A 19,251-nucleotide genomic window follows, 5' to 3' on the forward strand; every position below is an offset into this window, starting at 1 on the left:
AATGAACATCATTCGCAATATAGAGAGCAATAAGCCATGACCTGCTACGCTTCCCCCCAACTTACTGACACCGTTTCCAGAACCGACCGAGAACCCCAATGGCCCCACAAGAACACAACGCTTTCCGCATAGCCCTGGCCGGCGCATTCAGCCTGGTCATTGCGCTGGGTATCGGTCGTTTTCTGTTTACTCCTGCCCTGCCGGACATGATTGCGGACACCAGCCTCACAGCGGTCACCGGTGGCTATCTTGCGGCGGTGAATTACGGCGGGTATTTTCTCGGTGCCATCCTGGCCATGACCGTGCCAGCCCACAGAGCCCGCACCGCATTCTGGTTGGCGTTATGGGTGAGCGTGATCACCAGCCTGTTGATGGGGCTCACCCATACCTTCACACCCTGGGCAATCAACCGCTTCCTGGCGGGCATTGCCAGTGCCATCATCATGGTCAACGGTTCTGCCCTGGTGCTTGGCGCCCTGCCCAATCACTTGCGGGCACGGCTGGGAAACATCCACTACGCGGGCATCGGTCTGGGCATCAGCATCGCCGCATTGACCGTAGCCCTGATCGAGGGGCTGGCCGGCAGTTACCCGGCCATGTGGTTTGCGTGTGGCATTGTGGCGCTACTGTTGATGGTATTCCTGCGCGTGATCCCCGCCTTGCCTCACGCCAGAGAAAACGCCCACACCCGCGTACCGGTAAACCGAAAAGCGCTCACTTTCCTCATTGCCAGCTATACACTCGCCGGCTTCGGCTATATCACCAGCACCACCTACCTGCCGGTGATCGCCCGACAACAACTGCCCGGCCTGGACAACGCGGCCTTCTATACCTGGCTGGCCGTGGGGCTCGCAGCCATTCCCGCCAACCTGCTATGGGGCAAGCTGGCCAGCAGGGCTGGCGAACGCAATGCCCTGATGATGGCCCTGGTCGTGCAAGCCATGGGCGTCAGCGCTCCCGCCTGGCTACCCGGCCTCAGCGGGCTGGTCATCAGCGGTATCCTGGTAGGCGGTACCTTTACTGCCGTGGTGGCCCTGAGCATGTACTGCGGCCGCCAACTGGCACCCCATGCCGCCAGCATGGCCCTGGGCGCGCTGACTGCGTGTTATGGGGTGGGACAGATTGTGGGGCCGGTAGTGACGGCGAACTTGCTGGAGACCAGCGGCAGCTTTGCACCGGGCCTGATCGGGGCTGCAGCGGCACTGGTAGGCGCGGCAGTGCTGTTGTTGCCTCTAGCCAGAGTCCGTTTCCAGTAGCCCTCCCGGATTCAGGGCGTCTGTCCGAAATATCGCTGCACTGCCCGTTCCGCTTCCCGGATCGGCGTCGCACTCTGTGACTGCGAAGGGGCAAAGTTGGTCGTCTCCAGATCATAGGTATAGAGATCGATACTCTGGTCTTCCTCTTCGGCTGTTCGGATCTGCCCCTGCTCAGACGGATAAAGCACCGTATTCACGATATTGCCCAGATGCTCCAGTAACACCGAGAACGTCCCCGTAGTTGATGAAGTCCCACCATGGCCGGGAGGCCCTTCAGTGAGACGCAAGCCCAACATCTTCGGGTTCAATGGCCGCAAGGCCGGGTACCGGGAAGAAACCTGCGGAGAAAGATGATCAAACGCATGAAGTGGAAAGTTATTGAGTATGCCACCGTCTACCCACAGGCCGTGATAATCACTGGCATTCTGGTTGTACTGACCAGTGGGAACATTGGCCTCCACCTTTACCGGTTTGAAAATGAGCGGCAGATTCATTGAAATGCCCACCGCCTCGGCCACCGGAAAGTCCGGCGTGTGACGTTTTGAGAACACCGCAGGACAATGGCGGGTAACATTCGCACCGGTAATGACCAGATCGACACCGGTAAGCTGGAAGAACTGGCTGAAGTTTAACGCAGCGGCACCGGAAACAATCACCCCTCCCGTGCTCTGCAGAATACGCCGGGACAGATACCCCGCCACGGCCCCACTGAGGAAACGTCGTGGCGCAAAGCCAGGAAACAGCCCACGGTCAAACACCAGATTATAGAGATACCCTTGTGGGTGTTGAGCAAGCTGGCGCACCATCGGATCACTGGTGGGCCCGAAAGCACCACTACTTACCAGGGCGCCAAACATCGCCGCCAGTTGAGACCATCCAGAAATGCTTTGCTGTCGGGCAGTGAGAAAGCTCGACACCGATACGCCTGCGGGCGCATCGTTTTTCATCTGTGGCTGGTTTCGGCTGTCAATAGAGCGATAGAACCCCGGATTCGGACCGTCAAAAAAACCGGTAAACGTGGACGCATTACTGAGGATGCGCTGCAGCTCAGCGGAATCGAGTCCCATCGCCAACATCAGGGCCGTGATAGCCCCAGCCGAAGCACCACTGATGCCCTTGATCTGGTTCTGCCCCGGACGGTTGATGTCGATGGGTAGCACCCCCATGCTCTCCAGCGCACGGATGGCACCGAGGTAAGTTACCCCTTTGCCGCCGCCGCCTTCCAGGGCCAGGTACTCCACATCCTGTGGTCTGGAAATCTGCATACCAGCTCCCGTTAGCCGTCAACCGGTAGCCAGTTTCCTTCCTCATCCTTCTCCCAGGCCGGCAGGCTGCCATCATCACGCAGGCGTACCAGGCTGGTTGGGAACCTTACCTCCCAGGGTTCACCCTCAGGAACCTCTTCCCCAGGGCGCCCCAAACGCTCGGCGATTTCCTCGGCAATAGGTAAATAGAGATCGCTGGTCACCGCCGGTAACGGTCCCCCCATCCATGGCTCTCCAAAGTTCATGAAATGATCCACCGCTCCTTCGAAGCCAGGACGCAACGGCACCACAACCCGACAATAGCCTGCCTTCATGAACTGATTGAACAACGGGTCCGCGTCTTCCATGGCAATGCGATCACTCCACTGTGACTTGCGCCCCCAGAAATAGGGATAGGTCAGCCAGGTCATCTGCTCCCATTCAAAGGCCTGCTCAAAGAAACGCACATAAGGACCTTCCGCTTCGTTCTCCCACAAATTGACCTGCGGCAAGCCATTGCTACCCGTTTCGACAGCATTGAAAAGCTCATAGTGCTGTTCTGTCATGATGCTGATACAGGCTTTTTTCAGTTCATCCACCATGATTTCCTGATTCAATGCCGGGCTTTTACCTTCAATCACAATGCCCGCTTCTGCTTTCAGGGCGGCCAGCTTTTCCTCATATTCGGCAAGGCGAGCCAGATAGGCCGTCGTAAGTTTCGCATGGGTTTCATGACGCCACTTGGCCATGGCCCGGTCGGTACGCTGACATTTCACTTCCACCGCAATCGCCAGATCAGAGTGGTCAAAACTGTTGATGGCCAGAGGAATTGCCAGTACTTCGTTATCCAGAGAGGTATGCCACACCCGAATACCCGCATTGGAAATACGGTTGCCACGCTGCCCCACCACAACATCCACACTGGCTTCATCAGACCAGGTGTTCCCCACCACTCCTACCGTTGCATAGATGGCACGGTATCCTTCATCAATCTGAATCTGGCTGGAATGGTTATAGTCTGTCTTGTCATCGCCACCACCCGCATTGTAATCATGAGACTTGGTGATATACGGCTCCGGAGGAGGCGTTACGTCGGTGGCATGGTAGGCGGATACCCAGGTGTGATAATTGAATTCCGTCAGCTGATCTGGCCGTATGCTGAAGGGCATGGGCTTGACCAGCTCAGTGGCGCTAACATGGGCACGACGCAGGGCTTCGAGCAAAAACGCCCCCGGTTCCGGAACCATGAAATCAAACATGGTACGCAGGCCGTAGTTGAACATCTGCGCTTCATAGACTTTCTCTATCCACTGGTAGATACCCCGTACATGCCCATCGCCACCGGTATTATCGAGAGTATGCTTATTGGTTTCCTCCACTTCCGTGGTGATCTTGCGCGACTCACGCTCAAGCACCCTCTCGGCAATTTTCTTTGAACTACGCTGCGTGACTTCCTTGGAAAACGTGGAGGCAGATTTGGTCACCTCCGTTTTGGAGCGTGAGTAAGACCCTTCCACACTGGCAGAGAACTCTACGGCAGGACCGTACTTGGCCGTAATACTCATTCCGGCCTTGAGCTTGGCATCTTCCTGAATGGTTTCACTACTTTCCCGGGCCATTTCGAAACGGTCCGTAGACTCCAGTTCGCGCTCTTCTGAGGTTGTGGTTTCCACTTCACGGAATGTGAGTTCTTCAGTCTGGTTACGACGGCGGTGGGTACGCTCCTTGCCTTCCCCCTGCAGCACATTCTCGATATGTGCAATATCACGGGCCTCATAGCGCTTGAGGAACTGCTTGACCACCAGCAGATCAGCCACCCCAACCGGTTTCACATCACCGTGGGTACGCGGTACACGAACGTCCAGCGGTAACAGCTCGGGGAGCGGAAACAAGGTGCCCGCAGAGATCCCCATGCTGGTCATCACCCAGGGCGTTGCTATAGGGGAATTGATCAACACCATGGTGTTGCCAATTCGTTTGAAGGTACGGTGCACACCAGGATCTGCCAGCTTTTCCAGCTGCTGACCCACCGCAGCAGCTTCCACACGCAACTGACTGACTACCTCATCCACGGGCTGCGCCGTGACACTCAGGTTGCGCAGCTTGAGGGCTTGCTGGGTATTCTTGCTGAGCTTTGCTCCCGCCTCCGCGGTCATCAGAAAAGACCGACTCTCCGGCTTGCTCGGCTCAAAAGCGGTTCGCCCGGCAAAGGTGGTGCGGGCCATCATTGGCGCCTTGTCCGCCATAACCAGCGGGGTAGAGAAATCAATCTCTGCCATCCGGGCCAACATCCCCGCATTATCCGTTTCCGGGACAGCGCGGGTCATATTCGGGTTGACCCGGGAAGACGGTGAGGCGATTGCGCTTTGTAGCGGTGACAGGTATGGCGAATACCCCTTGTCAAAGGCTGCCTTCAGGATACTTTGCGGCTGAAGCGCCTTGGGAGGCAACAGGGCCTTGCTGGGCTTGACGGGGGACTGCACCAACTTCTGTCCATCAATACGTGTCAGCTCATCAATGGCACCCAGTATGCCCTTGAAATTAGCCATCCCTTCGTCAAACGCCTTACGCGTTTCATCCGGATCAGGCTCTTGCTTTTTTTTCCGTGGGGAGCGGAGAATCGAGCCGAGAGAAAGCCCCTCAGGCATCAACAGGCTTCGCTGGCGGTATCTGCGAAGTCGCTCCGGCAGGTCAACCTGGTGAGCGTCCTCAGCCAATACCTGGAACAACATCATGTCACGCAACGCCTGGGTAATATGATGCAAGGGGCGGCGGTGCTCTTCAGGAAGAAACTTGATGGCAAGAATAGAATCCTTGAGCACACTCAGTTCCTTCTGATACTGAGCCATTGCCACCAGTTCAGTCGGTGACTTGCCAAAGGCTTCCTCAACCGCAGCAACCAAATCATCAGGATCAACCGCCGAGGCCTCTTGCAAGGCATCGAACGAAGCCTCTACGGTACGCAACTGGGTGTCGAAAAGCAGACTCTCACGTGCCCCGATGAACGCCTTACTGGCAACAAACTTCCGTGCCTGCCCCTTGATCTTTTCCCGAGGAGTGTCTGAAGAAGCGAACTCGCGGAGCTTTTCCTGAAAGGTGGATTCGGTAGCCAGCGAAATTGAGGTGATATCCTCTCTGGGCTCCACCGGTGGACGAATATGGATAAAGTTGAAAAGCGTTTCCATGGCGATCCCTCGCTTTCGTTTAATGGCATTGTTGTGCGATCCGTGCACGATGAAGTCACCCTAGTAGAGGACATAGCCATAAACTGAGAAAACAATCACAGATAGAAGAGAATACGAAATAGCTTACATGTCACGCTTTTGTGCCCGCGCGACGAAGACTCATACTTGTATCGATGCAACCGGAACCTTCTGGTTTCCCATCCTTCCAGCATGCTCCCGACGCAGCCACCTCCGTTCATTCAAGCGCTTGATACGCTCATGCGGGCGGCTCCGCAGTGAACAACTATCGGTATTCTGTCACTTGTTTGAACGCTTGTGCCAAGCCCAGAATGAGACATACTCTTTTCAAAGTCTCACTGCAAACAAAGGCAGAAGGAGCGCAAAATGGCTACTCCCTCCAATAAAAAAGCCGACCCCATCACCCTCGGGCCTGACTCCCTGGCCTGGACCCATGCCGGGGACAACCTCCAGCTGTTGATGGCGGGTACCACGCTGCTGTTGCAAGTCTCCCATCCTGTGGTGGGCGCTGGCGTGGGTGACCACTCCGTATTCAAGGAAGACCCCTGGGGTCGCCTCAAGCGTACCACCGAGTGGGGGCTACGCCTGATGTACGGGGGCGAGCAGGGTTCGCCCCAGGCAGGGCGTGATCTTCGCGAACTGCACCGTAACATCAAGGGTGCCGATGCCAAGGGGCGCAAGTATTTTGCGCTGGACCCGGAAGCCTATGCCTGGGTGCACATGACCACGTACTACGCCATGATCACTACGCAACGGCTATTCGGTGACAAGCCGTTCACTGCCAGTGAGGAAGCCCAGCTGTTGCAGGAATGGGTGCAGCAGGGCCGGGTGCTGGGCATTCGTGATCAGGATATGCCACACAGCGTTCCCGCGTTCTGGGAATACTTCAACAACATGGTGGAAAACCGGCTGGAGAATACCGACACCGCCCGTTATCTGCTGGATGTGAGCCTGAGCCGGGTAAAAAAACCGCCGCAGCTATCGCTCATGCCGGACTGGTTGTGGAAGCGCCTATACCGTCAGTTAGGCAAGGGCGCCAAGCTCACCACCTATGCCACCCTGCCCCCTGGTCTGCGCAAGAAATTCCACGTGCACTGGACCGGACGGCTGGCACGTCGCTTCGAGCGCAAGCGCCGGACGATTCGCAATCTGGCCAAGCTGGTGCCGCCGAAGGTGCGTTACCTGCCGCCGGCCTATCTGGCGGTCACCGGTCAGCTTGAACGCTTCCAACCGGTGATTCGCGAAGCCGCTTAGGTGCAGTTTTACCACAGAGGTCACAGAGTTCACTGAGGAAAAGCCTTACCTCTTTGGCTCTGGCTGATCTGTACCAAGCGTTTCGCGGTGGAACCACCGCCCCCACAAACAAAGATCACGAGGGACGAGTTTCGAAAGGCCAAAGGGAAAGACCCTCGCCTGGTCGGAAATTCAGCGCGCTGAAGCTCCCTCAGGGTCAAGCATCGTAGGGTGGAAATCGGCGAATGCCGATCTCCACCGTCACACCCAATGGCGGAGATGGGCTAACGCCCATTTCCGCCCTACCACGAATCTAAAATCATAGTAGCTGTCTTACCACAGAGGGCGCAGAGCTCACTGAGATAAAACACAAGTGATTCTCTGTGATCTCTGTAGTAAATAATCTTTTTGTGCGTCCTGCGTCAGGCATCAGGCTCAATCACAAACCGCATCACGCCGATGATCTGGTTGTCTTCGGTGCGCACTTCCACGCGCCAGTGGCCGGCTGACGGTTGCGGGACATGACGCTTGTGTGACCAGGTACGAAAACCCGAGTCCCGACCGCCGAAAACTTTCAAGGGGATGCGATCTACCCGTTCGCCGTTCTGGAACCAGTAATGATAAACCTCCTGCCCGAGGCCCAAGGGCGCTTTGATGGCGGTATAGGCATAGAGCCCCTCCTCCACTTCACTGGCAGAAAAAACCTCGCCGGTGACCAGCGGTAGCCGTTGTTCACGGTTAAACGACAACGCCATGGCCCGCTCTTGAAGTGACAAGGTCAACGGCGGCACCAGCGGCGCCAACCAGCGGGGCGCCAGGGCGATCACCGCAGAAACGGCGACCAGTCCCAGCCAGCGAAACCATTTTCGCGGCCCACCAACACGCCAGAAGCTGGGCAGGGCAAACAATGCTGTCAGCCAGCCCGACCAGGTCAGCGCCTTGTCGGTTTCCCATTGAAAGATCAGCGGCAGCAACACCAGCAACGCCACAAAAAGCGCCCAGGCGTGGAAGCCAAAATACAGCGCCCTGTGGCGGGCCAGCCAGAAGTAGATCGGATCAATGATGCTCATCAACGCCGCACTGATGACCAGGGTGGTGAAGAGGATATATTCCGCCCCACCGGACCACTGCAGCAGGACAAAAGGCAGACTGAAGAAGAAGGCTTCCTGATGCACCGCCTGCAGCATCAGCTTGAGCGCCCCCTGTGAGACTCCTTCCATGGCAGTACCAACAAACCTCTGCTGCCAAAGCCCCTCACTGAGTAACAACACCCAGCTGAGCACCAGAAACCCGGTGAGCACTGCGGCCAGCCAGGGTTGCCGGTCTACCAGAAAATAACTGCCAAGGCCCAACGCAAAACTGACCACCGCCCACAGGTGGCGGAGGCGATAGAGAGTATCTGACAGGGACTGCAGGGCCAGAGGCAAGGGCGTTCTCCGTTGGTGATTGGCAATTTGATGATGCTTGGCAGGCGGGGTTCCTGCGCCGGCGGATATTTTAGGAGAATTAAACAATACACCTTCCAGAATTCCGGAGATTCCAGAGCATAACGCGGCCAGTCTTGTTGTGGGAGCCCGGCTTGCCTGGGCGAACAACCCCGTTTCAAATGACGAAAGGCGGGGCTCGAAAGACAAAACCGGAAACCGTGTTGAGCGGTTTCGGATCTCGTTACCCGCTTGCGTCAAGGTTCGCCCAGGCAAGCTGGGCTCCTACAAAAGCGGAAAGCTATCTTATGGGACTGCACAAACAAAAACGCCCCGCAGTGCGGGGCGTTTTCAGAATATGGCGGAGAGGGCGGGATTCGAACCCGCGATACGGTAACCCGTATGGTTCCTTAGCAGGGAACTGGTTTCAGCCACTCACCCACCTCTCCGGAATGCGGTACTGCTGGTGTCAGGAAAATGTGCACTCTTTGTTGGCGCTGTTTCCTGACACGCCGCGCATCATAACGATTTTACGGAGAAAATACAGCCCAAAAATCAGGCAGACTCGCTGTCTGATGATTTTTCGTGCTGAATCCGCTGATAAATTTCTTCCCGGTGCACGGCAACCTCTTTCGGCGCGTTCACACCGATGCGTACCTGGTTACCTTTTACACCCAGAACGGTGACGGTGACTTCGTCACCGACCATCAGGGTCTCTCCGACTCGACGCGTAAGAATAAGCATGATGATCCCTCCTGGGGTCCTTGTTGTCCGTGAGCGCAATCCGTACCCGGGGCTAACGGGCTCCGTCTGGTGACGGTTCCTTGGTCGGGACCATTTGCCCACCCCTCGCACGAGGCCGGCAGTATGCCTGAATCCGATTCTCAAGTCTTGTCAGCAGCTGGGGCAAAACCTACCGGTCGTCGCCCGGCTACTACCGTGGACGCCTTCCGCCCCCCCCTGTCATACGGTGGTAAAACCGGGACAAGGGGGCTCGGAATGGCGGCTGGATCAGCCTTCCGGCTGATCCAGTTCGAAGGCGGAGTGCAAGGCGCGAACCGCCAGCTCCAGGTACTTCTCGGCGATGACCACAGACACCTTGATTTCCGAGGTGGAGATCATCTCGATGTTGACCCCTTCATTGGCAAGGGTTTCGAACATCTTGGAGGCCACGCCCGCGTGGGAACGCATACCGACACCCACCAGAGACACCTTGGCGATCTTGTCGTCACCGATGATTTCCGGGTTACCCAGCTCTTCGGACGCGTTGCGCAAGGCTTCCTGGGCGCGGTTGAAGTCGTTGCGGTGCACGGTGAAAGTAAAGTCGGCGGCCCCGTCCTTGCCCACGTTCTGCACGATCATGTCGACTTCAATGTTCTCTGCACTTACCGGACCGAGGATCTTGTAGGCGATGCCCGGGGTGTCCGGGGCGCCACGCACGATGATCTTGGCTTCATCACGGGTAAAGGCAATTCCGGAGATTACCGGCTTTTCCATATCAACCTCGTCGTCGACGGTAATAAGAGTTCCAGGGCCATCCTGGAAGCTGGACAGTACACGCAGCGGCACATTGTATTTGCCGGCGAATTCCACGGAGCGGATTTGCAGGACCTTGGAGCCCTGGCTGGCCATCTCCAGCATTTCTTCAAAGGTGATGGTGCTCAGACGGCGAGCATTGTCCACCACGCGCGGGTCGGTGGTGTAAACACCATCCACATCAGTGTAGATCTGGCACTCGTCTGCCTTCAGGGCAGCGGCCAGCGCTACTGCGGTGGTGTCCGAGCCGCCACGCCCCAGGGTGGTGATGTTGCCTTCCGCGTCCACCCCCTGGAAACCGGCAACCACCACCACACGCCCGGCATCCAGATCGGCGCGCATCTTCTTGTCGTCGATCTCTTCGATACGGGCTTTGGAGTAGGTGTTGTCGGTGCGTAACGGAATCTGGGACCCGGTATAGGAGCGCGCTCCCAGTCCCAGTTTCTGCAAGGCCATGGACAGCAGTGAAATGGTCACCTGCTCACCGGTGGAGACCAGCACGTCCATTTCCCGGGCCGGAGGGTTATCACTGATGCCTTTGGCCAGTTCGATCAGACGATTGGTTTCACCGCTCATGGCGGAGACCACAACCACTACCTGATCACCCCGTTTATGGAAGCCTGCCACCTTCTCGGCGACAGCTTGAATGCGTTCGACCGTACCTACCGAGGTACCGCCGTATTTCTGCACGATAAGGGCCATATAGTCGCTTTGTCTGCAAAAAAGAGCGCGTAACTTTAGCAGAAACGCACCTGGATTTCATGTCGGGGTGGTTTGGCGACCCTGGCAAGACACCATGACCGCCTGGCAAAAAACGCTGAAAATGGCGGAAATGCCCAGCACATCTGCCCTTCAGACCGCTTATTTACCTGCCACCCAATCCTTCACACTCGCCAGTGCTGCGGGCAGGGCCGCCGGGTTATTACCACCCCCCTGTGCCATGTCCGGGCGACCGCCGCCACGGCCGTCTACCTGCTCCGCCACATGCTTGAGCAAATCGCCGGCCTTGAAACGATCGGTCAGGTCTTTGGTGACGCCGGCCACCAGGGCCACCTTGTCACCTTCCACCGCTGCCAGCAGGATGATTGCGGAGCCAAGCTTGTCTTTGAGCTTGTCCATGGTCACCCGCAGGGTCTTGCCGTCGGCACCGTCCACGTTGGTGGCCAGCACCTTCACGCCATTAATCTCCTCGACACTGTCGGTGAGGTCGCTGCCGGCACCGCTGGCCAGCTTCTGCTTCAGGCGTTCGATCTCTTTTTCCAGTTCGCGCACTTTCTGCGCCTGGTTGCGCACCCGCTCGGCAGCGTTGTCCGGGGTGCTTTTCACCGTGGCGGCGATATCGCTGAGGGCCTGCTCCTGCTTGCGCATGGCGGCCAGCGCATTTTCGCCGGTTACCGCCTCGATTCGACGCACGCCAGCGGCCGCAGAGGCTTCCAGGGTAATGCGGAACAGGCCGATGTCACCGGTGCGGGCCACATGGGTACCGCCACACAGTTCCTTGGAGAACCCGTCACTGCCCATGGTCAGCACACGCACCTGGTCGTCGTACTTTTCACCGAACAGGGCCATGGCGCCGGCTTCGCGGGCCGCGTCGATATCCATCAGGTCGGTGGATACTGCCGTGTTGGCCAGGATCTGCCGGTTGACGATGGTTTCGATCTGCTCGCGCTGGGCTTCCGTCACGGCTTCGCCATGGGAGAAGTCAAAGCGCAGGTAATCCGCGGCCACCAGGGAGCCTTTTTGCTGTACGTGCTCACCCAGCACTTCGCGCAGGGCGGCATGCATCAAATGGGTGGCAGAGTGATTACGCATCACGGCCTTGCGGCGCTCCACGTCCACATAGGCGGCGATCTTGTCACCTACCTTGATGCTGCCACTTTCCATTTTGCCCATATGAATATGAGCCGCCTGGCGCTTGCGGGTATCGGCCACGGCAAAGCGGTTTTCGGCCTTCACCAGGAAACCGGTATCGCCCACCTGACCACCGGATTCCGCATAAAACGGGGTGCTGGCCAGCACCACCATGCCCTCTTCGCCGGCATTGAGGCTGTCCACCGCGTCACCGTCGCGGTAGAGGCCCACGACTTCATCTTCGTCAGCCAGCTTTTCGTAGCCGGAGAAATCGGTCACCGCTTCAATGTTGAGTCGATCGCTGTAATCGTTGGCAAAGCTGCCCGCGCCCCGGGCACGCTCACGCTGGGCTTCCATGGCCTTCTCGAAACCGGCCATGTCCACTTCAAGATCCCGCTCACGGGCCACATCGGCAGTGAGATCCGGCGGGAAGCCGTGGGTGTCGTAAAGGGTGAACAGCACATCACCGGACAGCACCTTGCCGTCCATGTCTTCAATGGCGCTTTCCAGCACTTTCATGCCGGCCGCCAGGGTTCGGCCAAACTGCTCTTCTTCCGCCAGCAGCGCTTTCTCGATACGGGCCTGCTCGCGCACCAGCTCCGGGTACGCCTCACCCATCTGTTCCGCCAGGGCGGCTACCAGAGTGGAGAAGAACGGCTTGTCTTGTCCCAGCTTGTGGCCATGACGCAGGGCACGGCGAATGATGCGACGCAGCACATAGCCGCGACCTTCATTGGACGGGATCACCCCGTCACAGATCAAGAAGCTGGACGAGCGGATGTGATCGGCGATCACGCGCAGGGACTTCTCTTCCAGATCATTGCAGCCGGTGGCCTTGGCCGCCGCCTTGAGCAGCGCCTGGAACAGGTCAATCTCGTAGTTGGAGTGCACGCCCTGCAGGACCGCAGCGATACGCTCCAGGCCCATGCCGGTATCCACGCTGGGCTTGGGCAGCGGCTTGAGCTCGCCGTCTTCCTGACGATCGTACTGCATGAACACCAGATTCCAGATCTCGATATAACGATCCAGGTCATCATTTTCGGAGCCCGGGGGACCGCCGGGCACGTCGGCGCCATGATCGTAGAAAATTTCGGAACAGGGACCGCAGGGACCGGTGTCCCCCATCTGCCAGAAGTTGTCTTCATCGAGACGGGAGAAGCGCTCGGCGCTGACGCCCATTTCCTTCAGCCAGATATCCGCCGCCTCATCATCGGACACGTGCACGGTGACCCACAGGCGATCTTCCGGCAGTCCCAGGGTGCCGGTGAGGAATTCCCAGGCGAACTTGATGGCTTCACGCTTGAAATAGTCACCGAAGCTGAAGTTACCCAGCATTTCAAAGAAGGTGTGATGGCGAGCCGTATAGCCCACGTTTTCCAGGTCGTTGTGCTTGCCGCCCGCACGCACGCAGCGCTGGGAGCTGGTGGCACGGGTGTAATCCCGGGATTCACGGCCCAGGAACACGTCCTTGAACTGGTTCATCCCTGCATTGGTAAAAAGCAGGGTGGGATCATCGTGGGGTACCAGCGAGGAGGACGGCACCTTGGTGTGTCCCTGGCTGGCGAAATAGTCCAGAAAGGCCTGGCGAAGTTCAGCACTGTTCATAGGAAAAACGGTTTCTTGGCTGGCTATCGGAAAGCGCCGAGTATACCGCCCATGGGACGCGGTTGCGATGGGAATAGAAGACAGGGCGAGTTCAAAGTTCAAAGTTGAAAGTTCAAACGCGGGTGAGGCCGAGGGAGGTTGCAAAGCCTTGCCCGCGCCCCCGGGGTATCGGCGCGGGCACGACCGTTCCAGGCCAGACATACCCGGCCCGCGCTTTTCAACTTTGAACTTTAAACTTTCAACTCAGCCCTTGATTGCCGCTGCCAGACACACCGTCAGCACCATCACCAGCAATATCCGCTTGAGGACCGTGGGAGAGACCCGGTGGGCAAAGCCGACGCCCAGGCGTACCCCCACCAGGGTGCCAGCGGCGACCAATAGACCTGGCAACCAGGCAACCTGATCGCGCCACATGAAGATGCCCAGCGCCAGCACGGTAAAGCTGCCGGTGATCGCCAGCTTCAGGGCATTACCGCGGAGCAGATCGTAGCGCATCTGCCCCACCAGCACGGCAATCAGGACAAACCCCACCCCGGCCTGCACAAAACCACCGTAGACGCCGGCAAAGAACAACCCGATCCAGGCCGGTAAGGAATCGTTGGGCACCAGTGGGGTTTCCTCCGGGCCCGGGGTCATCTGGTTGGGCTTGAGCACCATGATCAGGGCGACGACCACCAGGGTGGTCAGCAGTACCGGCTTGAGGATGGCTTCCGGCAGGTAGGCCGCCGCCAGGGCGCCCACCAGGGTACCCAGCAGACAGGGCACCAATATGGCGGGCAGGGGCGCAAACGGCATGGTGCCGCGCTTGTTGAACTGGCGCACCGCTTCAATGCTCTGGATCAATACCCCGACCCGCATGGTGCCGTTGGCCAGCGCGGCACTCATGCCTGTGAGCATCAGCAACGGCAGGATCAGCAACCCGCCGCCCCCGGCGAGGGTATTGATAAAACCGGCAAGTACACCTGCGCCCAGCAAGGCGGCGGCGAGCCAGGGGTCGGAGAGGTATTCCATGGGAGAGCCCGAATTCAGGGGATGGGAAACAGTTGAAAGTTCAAAGTTTAAAGTTGAAACGCGGGAAAGGCCAAGGGGAGCCGGGGCGCGGTGCCCGCGCACTGGAGGCATCGGCGCGGGCACCGCCTTTGAGAGCCGGAAAAGCCATCCCGCGCTTTTAAACTTTCAACTTTGAACTTTCAACTCAGCTCCGAATGGCGGAGAGGGTATTACCCTTTCCGCCCTACAGAGAGGTTGGAGAAGGCGTCAGCCCTTGAGGGACTTGCCGAAATCCAGCATGCGGTTCAGCGGGATCATGGCTTTTTCGGCCAGCGCCGGGTCGACGAAAATTTCCTGGCCGTTGCCGTCCGCGCTTTCCAGCACATCGACCATGTTCTGCAGGCCGTTCATGGCCATCCAGGGGCAGTGGGCACAGCTGCGGCAGGTGGCACCGGAGCCGGCAGTGGGTGCTTCCAGGAAGGTCTTTTCCGGGGCCAGCTGCTGCATCTTGTAGAAGATGCCCTTGTCAGTGGCCACGATGAAGGTGTCATTGTCCATGTCGCAGGCCGCCTTGATCAGCTGCGAGGTGGAGCCCACCACATCGGCGATCTCCACCACCGAGGCTGGCGATTCAGGGTGTACCAGCACCGCCGCTTCCGGGTAGGCCTTCTTCAGGTCCAGCACGCCTTGTGCCTTGAACTCTTCATGAACGATGCAGGCGCCGTCCCAGCACAGCACGTCCGCACCGGCCTTGTCGCGCACGTAGCTGCCCAGGTGCTTGTCCGGGGCCCAGAGGATTTTCTCGCCGTTACGGTCCAGATGCTCGATCAGTTCCACTGCAATGGACGAGGTTACCACCCAGTCGGCACGGGCTTTCACTGCGGCCGAGGTATTGGCGTACACCACCACGGTGCGGTCCGGATGCTGATCGCAGAAGTCAGAGAATTCCTGTTCCGGGCAACCAATATCCAGAGAGCAGGTGGCTTCCAGGGTGGGCATGAAGACACGCTTTTCCGGGCTGAGGATCTTGGCGGTTTCGCCCATGAACTTCACACCGGCCACGATCAGGGTGGAGGCCGGGTGCTCCTTGCCGAAGCGGGCCATTTCCAGGGAATCGGAAACGCAGCCGCCGGTTTCTTCCGCCAGTGACTGAATTTCCGGATCGGTGTAGTAATGCGCAACGAGCACGGCGTCACGTTCCCGTAACAATGTCTTGATACGTTCACGATAGGCCAGTCGCTGCTCTTCACTCAGCGAATCATCCTGTACCACCTTTGCCAAGTGGGCCTGTACCAGCGCTTGCGCTTCTGCCGTCATTGCTCTCACCGCCAGAAAATATCGATGGATATCAATCGGTTACCACCAGACCGGGATGGCTGGCGAAAAATAAGGCGGGCATGATACCACAACCCATGCCAATTCGGGCCGACAGCGGGGCTGAGCCCCCGCCCTCTTCCTAACCTGCGCCCGAAACGCCACTTTTTCAATGGCAAGGAGAATATGACGCCGGAAGTCTGAGGTCGGACGCTAAAAGCAAAAAACCGATTTCCTGCGCTGGCCTGGATTAGCGTCAGACGTCAGACCCAACTTCGTACTTCAGGACGCGTCAGGGCGCCAGAGGGGGCCATTGGCGACGATATGCACTGTGCTGATCGCCCGCTCAAGGAATGCCCCTTCGCAGTAGCACAGGTAGTAATCCCACATGCGAATGAAGCGTTCATCAAAACCCAGCTCACGGATGCGCGGCAACGCCGCCATGAAGCGCTCGCGCCAGTGATTCAGGGTGCGGGCGTAATCATGACCAATGTCGTAAAGCTCGGTGGTCACCAGATCAGTATGCCGGGTGAAGTGATCGGTCATCACCGAAACACTGGGCAGGAAACCGCCAGGGAAAATATAGCGCTTGATGAAATCCACCTGCTTGCGGGCATACTCGTAGCGTTGGTCCGGCACGGTAATGGCTTGCAGCAACAGCTTGCCCTCCGGCTTGAGCCGTTCACCCAGCACCTTGAAATAACTGGGCAGAAATTCGGCGCCTACCGCCTCGATCATCTCGATGGATACCACCCGGTCGTATTGGCCTTGCAACTCCCGGTAGTCCTTTTCCAGAATCGTAATCTGATCATTCAGACCGGCGGCATCGACCGCCTCCCGGGCGTAGCGGGCCTGCTCACGGGAAATGGTTGTGGTCGTGACATTGACCCCATAGTGCCGCGCAGCATGGATCGCCAGTCCACCCCAGCCGGTGCCAATTTCCAACACCTCCATGCCCGGCTTCAGCGCCAGGCGCTGACAGACCAGATCCAGTTTATGCTCGGCCGCCTCCTCCAGACCCGCATCCGGGCGTGGGTATACCGCACAGGAATACATCATTGAGCGGTCGAGGAAGAGCGCAAAGAAGTCGTTGCCAAGATCATAGTGTGCAGCAATGTTGCGGCGGGAACCTTGCAGGGAATTTCGATTGTGGCGGTGCAGCAGTTTGAGAGCCGGCTTCGACAGTTTCGCCAGACCGCCCTCCAGGGCTCGCATCGCCTGGATGTTGGCAGCAAAATAGCGGATCACAGCTACCAGGTCAGGGCTCTCCCAGCTGCCTTCCATGTAGGCCTCTGCCGCACCGAGCGCCCCGCCACTCATCATCATGGAGTAGGTTTGCCAATCGCGAAGTAAAATGGTGCCACCCTCGGTACCGCGACCGAGGCTGACCACATTGCCATCCGGTTCTTCAATACGCAGGGCACCATGCGGTAGAGCCTGGAGTTGTTTAAGCACCAGTCGGCGAGCCACGCCAGTGAGGCCACCCACCTGATCACTGACGGATATCGAGTTGTTGGACGCACTGTCACCAGACTGCATTACCCTCTCCTTTCACTGTTGTCCTGCACCCTTTCCTGAACCGGGTCTTTTTTTTTCGGGTGTCCGTAGAAACGGGCGCCTTTTCTCCACAGCTTGAATGCCTGCCAGTAGATTCCCTTCAGGGTGGCAAAACCGCGAGCGCCCATCCTTACAATGACATTACGCATCAGCGACGTTTCTGGATGCAGCAATGTCAGGTCCAAACCTGCGATAAAAACAACCTCATCATCGCACTTATCCTTCAATATTAGGCGTACATCGGGAAACGCCACGTGAAGGCGCCAGTGGTAACGCAACGCCATGGGCAGGAAGGGGGACACATGAAACGTTTTTTCATGGTCTACCGCGAGAGCACCATAATCATCGCGCTTCAAGGGCAGCGAGTAGAAGTGTTTCTCTTTCCACGGCGTGTTCTGCACTTCTGCCAGCATGCTGTCAGGCTGGTCCTCGCCGTCCGGGAAATGCAGATATAAAACCAGGGGATTGAACAGGGTCCCCAGGGTGCGCCACTGGCCCAGCATGCACACCCGCCCCTGCTGCCAGTGCAGACCCAATTCAGCCGCTTTACGCCGCACCTTCTGTGCCAGCGGAGTCTTGCTGTCATCCACAAAATCATCATCGCGAAACACCACCGGCCGCCAGGCGCGTCCCCACCAGGGCGACAGGTCCAGCAACTCATCGACCTGATCCAGATCACACCAGACCAACCACATCGGGTAATCAAAACGATGCTCGAAGGGCACCTTGCGCTGATGCCAGACTCGGCCGGTGGCCAGCGCCTGTCCGATCATGCCACCGCCCTCTTCTTCTCCAGTGCCGTCACCACATTCAGTGCCGACACCACGCCATCCTCATGGAAACCGTTGCGACACCAGGCGCCGGCGAACCAGGTGCGGTTGTTGCCGTTGGCCGCCAACAGGGTTTCCCGGGCAGCCTCCGTGTCCGGGGTGAACATGGGATGGGCAAAATGGCGCCGCTCCAGCACGGTGTCCGGATCGATCCGGTCTGTGGCATTGAGGGTCACACAGAAGGTCTCCGGAGCCTGGATACCCTGCAGGATATTCATGTTGTAAGTGACCTGAATCCGGTCGGTCTCCTCTTTCATCAACATGGCATTCCAGCTTGACCAGACACGCTGTCGCCGGGGCAGCAGTCGGGTATCGGTATGCAACACCACTTCATTGTCCTGGTAACCCAGACGGGCGAGACAGTGACGCTCGCGTCCATCCGCATCGCTGAGCAGCGGCAGCACCTGGTCGCTGTGGCAGGCAAAGATGACCTGATCGAACGTTCGCGTCTCGCCGTTGGCCACCACTGTCACGTGATCAGGGTGCCGGGTGACGGACTGAACCGGCGTAGCCACATGAAAAGTAGCCGGACAACGGTCCACCAGAGGAGACACATACTGGTTGGAACCACCGGGGACCACGTACCACTGCGGGCGGTTGGTCAGCGACAGCAGGCCATGATGATCGAAGAAGCGAATAAAGAAACGCGCCGGAAAGGCCTCCATCTGCGCCAGCGAGCAGGACCAGATGGCACCGCCCATGGCGAGCACATAGTCACGGCGGAACCGCTCACTGTAACCATGGCGTGTCAGGTATTCGCCCAATGGCATGTCCCCTGCCGGGTCCTCCAGCAAGGCCGTGGCTTCCTTGTTGAAGCGCAGGATCTCACGCACAAATCGCCAGTGCGTCGGGCTGACCCAGTTGCGCTTGCTCGCGAACACGCCACCCAGGCCATCACCACAGTATTCCAGACCATTGCGCTGGTCGCTCACCGCAAAGCCCATGGACGTGGGTTGCCCGGCCAGGCCCAGCTCGTCGAGCAGCTTCAGGTAATTGGGGTAGGTGCGGTCGTTGAAGACAATGAATCCCATATCGATGGCGTAGCGGCCATGATCCCGTTCTACGGGCACCGTACAGGTATGGCCACCCAGATAATCACCGGCCTCGAACACCTCCACATCATTGTCCTGAGCCAAATACCAGGCGGCAGTGAGGCCGCTGATACCGGCGCCGACAATGGCTATCCGCTGTTTACCGTCATTGATCAT

Annotated in this window: 13 protein-coding genes and 1 tRNA gene; 2 read left to right on the forward strand and 12 right to left on the reverse strand. The window is 58.3% G+C overall.

The annotated features are described in order from the left end of the window. The first annotated feature begins 98 nt into the window (after positions 1–98). Positions 99–1,256, forward strand: a complete 1,158-nt coding sequence (locus HF945_RS10470; RefSeq protein ID WP_290522556.1) for a YbfB/YjiJ family MFS transporter — start codon at positions 99–101, stop codon at positions 1,254–1,256. 11 nt (positions 1,257–1,267) lie between these two features. Here HF945_RS10470 and HF945_RS10475 read toward each other — a convergent pair whose 3' ends face one another. After that, entirely contained in the window at positions 1,268–2,521 is a 1,254-nt protein-coding gene (locus HF945_RS10475) for a patatin-like phospholipase family protein (RefSeq protein ID WP_290522557.1), read from the reverse strand. Positions 2,522–2,532: 11 nt separating this feature from the next. Continuing rightward, positions 2,533–5,685 (reverse strand): hypothetical protein, encoded by a 3,153-nt coding sequence (locus HF945_RS10480; protein ID WP_290522558.1) that lies wholly within the window; start codon positions 5,683–5,685, stop codon positions 2,533–2,535. A 384-nt stretch (positions 5,686–6,069) separates the two neighbouring features. Between HF945_RS10480 and HF945_RS10485 the strand changes: the two genes are divergently transcribed. Continuing rightward, the gene (locus tag HF945_RS10485) at positions 6,070–6,957 is read left to right on the forward strand and encodes an oxygenase MpaB family protein (protein WP_290522559.1); all 888 of its coding nucleotides are present in this window, start codon (positions 6,070–6,072) and stop codon (positions 6,955–6,957) included. 401 nt (positions 6,958–7,358) lie between these two features. Here the strand turns inward: HF945_RS10485 and HF945_RS10490 are convergent, their stop codons facing one another. The 10 genes from HF945_RS10490 to HF945_RS10535 form a co-directional block, all read right to left on the reverse strand. Then, on the reverse strand, positions 7,359–8,363 hold the full coding sequence (locus HF945_RS10490) for a DUF2914 domain-containing protein (protein WP_290522560.1): 1,005 nt from the start codon (positions 8,361–8,363) through the stop codon (positions 7,359–7,361). A gap of 356 nt (positions 8,364–8,719) precedes the next feature. Then, positions 8,720–8,809: transfer RNA gene (locus HF945_RS10495), tRNA-Ser, on the reverse strand. A gap of 106 nt (positions 8,810–8,915) precedes the next feature. Then, positions 8,916–9,104, reverse strand: coding sequence for a carbon storage regulator CsrA (gene csrA / locus HF945_RS10500; protein WP_035229872.1), 189 nt, complete (start codon positions 9,102–9,104; stop codon positions 8,916–8,918). A gap of 267 nt (positions 9,105–9,371) precedes the next feature. Continuing rightward, on the reverse strand, positions 9,372–10,598 hold the full coding sequence (locus HF945_RS10505) for an aspartate kinase (RefSeq protein ID WP_290522561.1): 1,227 nt from the start codon (positions 10,596–10,598) through the stop codon (positions 9,372–9,374). A 159-nt stretch (positions 10,599–10,757) separates the two neighbouring features. Beyond that, the gene (gene alaS, locus HF945_RS10510) at positions 10,758–13,352 is read right to left on the reverse strand and encodes an alanine--tRNA ligase (protein WP_290522562.1); all 2,595 of its coding nucleotides are present in this window, start codon (positions 13,350–13,352) and stop codon (positions 10,758–10,760) included. A 243-nt stretch (positions 13,353–13,595) separates the two neighbouring features. Next, positions 13,596–14,363, reverse strand: coding sequence for a sulfite exporter TauE/SafE family protein (locus HF945_RS10515; protein WP_290522563.1), 768 nt, complete (start codon positions 14,361–14,363; stop codon positions 13,596–13,598). 246 nt (positions 14,364–14,609) lie between these two features. After that, positions 14,610–15,659: a quinolinate synthase NadA gene (gene nadA / locus HF945_RS10520; RefSeq protein ID WP_290522564.1), complete on the reverse strand. Its 1,050-nt coding sequence runs from the start codon at positions 15,657–15,659 to the stop codon at positions 14,610–14,612. 279 nt (positions 15,660–15,938) lie between these two features. Next, on the reverse strand, positions 15,939–17,195 hold the full coding sequence (locus HF945_RS10525) for a cyclopropane-fatty-acyl-phospholipid synthase family protein (protein WP_290522565.1): 1,257 nt from the start codon (positions 17,193–17,195) through the stop codon (positions 15,939–15,941). After that, positions 17,195–17,986 carry a DUF1365 domain-containing protein gene (locus HF945_RS10530; RefSeq protein ID WP_290522566.1) on the reverse strand — a complete coding sequence of 264 codons (792 nt, stop codon included), beginning with the start codon at positions 17,984–17,986 and terminating at the stop codon, positions 17,195–17,197. Before HF945_RS10530 ends, HF945_RS10525 begins: the two co-directional genes overlap by 1 nt. Next, positions 17,983–19,251 (reverse strand): FAD-dependent oxidoreductase, encoded by a 1,269-nt coding sequence (locus HF945_RS10535; RefSeq protein WP_290522567.1) that lies wholly within the window; start codon positions 19,249–19,251, stop codon positions 17,983–17,985. The genes HF945_RS10530 and HF945_RS10535 overlap by 4 nt, the downstream gene beginning before the upstream one ends.

Origin of the sequence: Alcanivorax sp., assembly GCF_017794965.1 — a bacterium.
Classification (GTDB): domain Bacteria; phylum Pseudomonadota; class Gammaproteobacteria; order Pseudomonadales; family Alcanivoracaceae; genus Alcanivorax.

Coding starts and splice junctions, on each gene's coding strand:
- HF945_RS10470 (WP_290522556.1), top strand. CDS start 99: ATGGCCCCACAAGAACACAACGCTTTCCGCATAGCCCTGGCCGGCGCA.
- HF945_RS10475 (WP_290522557.1), bottom strand. CDS start 2,521: ATGCAGATTTCCAGACCACAGGATGTGGAGTACCTGGCCCTGGAAGGC.
- HF945_RS10480 (WP_290522558.1), bottom strand. CDS start 5,685: ATGGAAACGCTTTTCAACTTTATCCATATTCGTCCACCGGTGGAGCCC.
- HF945_RS10485 (WP_290522559.1), top strand. CDS start 6,070: ATGGCTACTCCCTCCAATAAAAAAGCCGACCCCATCACCCTCGGGCCT.
- csrA (WP_035229872.1), bottom strand. CDS start 9,104: ATGCTTATTCTTACGCGTCGAGTCGGAGAGACCCTGATGGTCGGTGAC.
- HF945_RS10505 (WP_290522561.1), bottom strand. CDS start 10,598: ATGGCCCTTATCGTGCAGAAATACGGCGGTACCTCGGTAGGTACGGTC.
- alaS (WP_290522562.1), bottom strand. CDS start 13,352: ATGAACAGTGCTGAACTTCGCCAGGCCTTTCTGGACTATTTCGCCAGC.
- HF945_RS10515 (WP_290522563.1), bottom strand. CDS start 14,363: ATGGAATACCTCTCCGACCCCTGGCTCGCCGCCGCCTTGCTGGGCGCA.
- nadA (WP_290522564.1), bottom strand. CDS start 15,659: ATGACGGCAGAAGCGCAAGCGCTGGTACAGGCCCACTTGGCAAAGGTG.
- HF945_RS10525 (WP_290522565.1), bottom strand. CDS start 17,195: ATGCAGTCTGGTGACAGTGCGTCCAACAACTCGATATCCGTCAGTGAT.
- HF945_RS10530 (WP_290522566.1), bottom strand. CDS start 17,986: ATGATCGGACAGGCGCTGGCCACCGGCCGAGTCTGGCATCAGCGCAAG.
- HF945_RS10535 (WP_290522567.1), bottom strand. CDS start 19,251: ATGATCAATGACGGTAAACAGCGGATAGCCATTGTCGGCGCCGGTATC.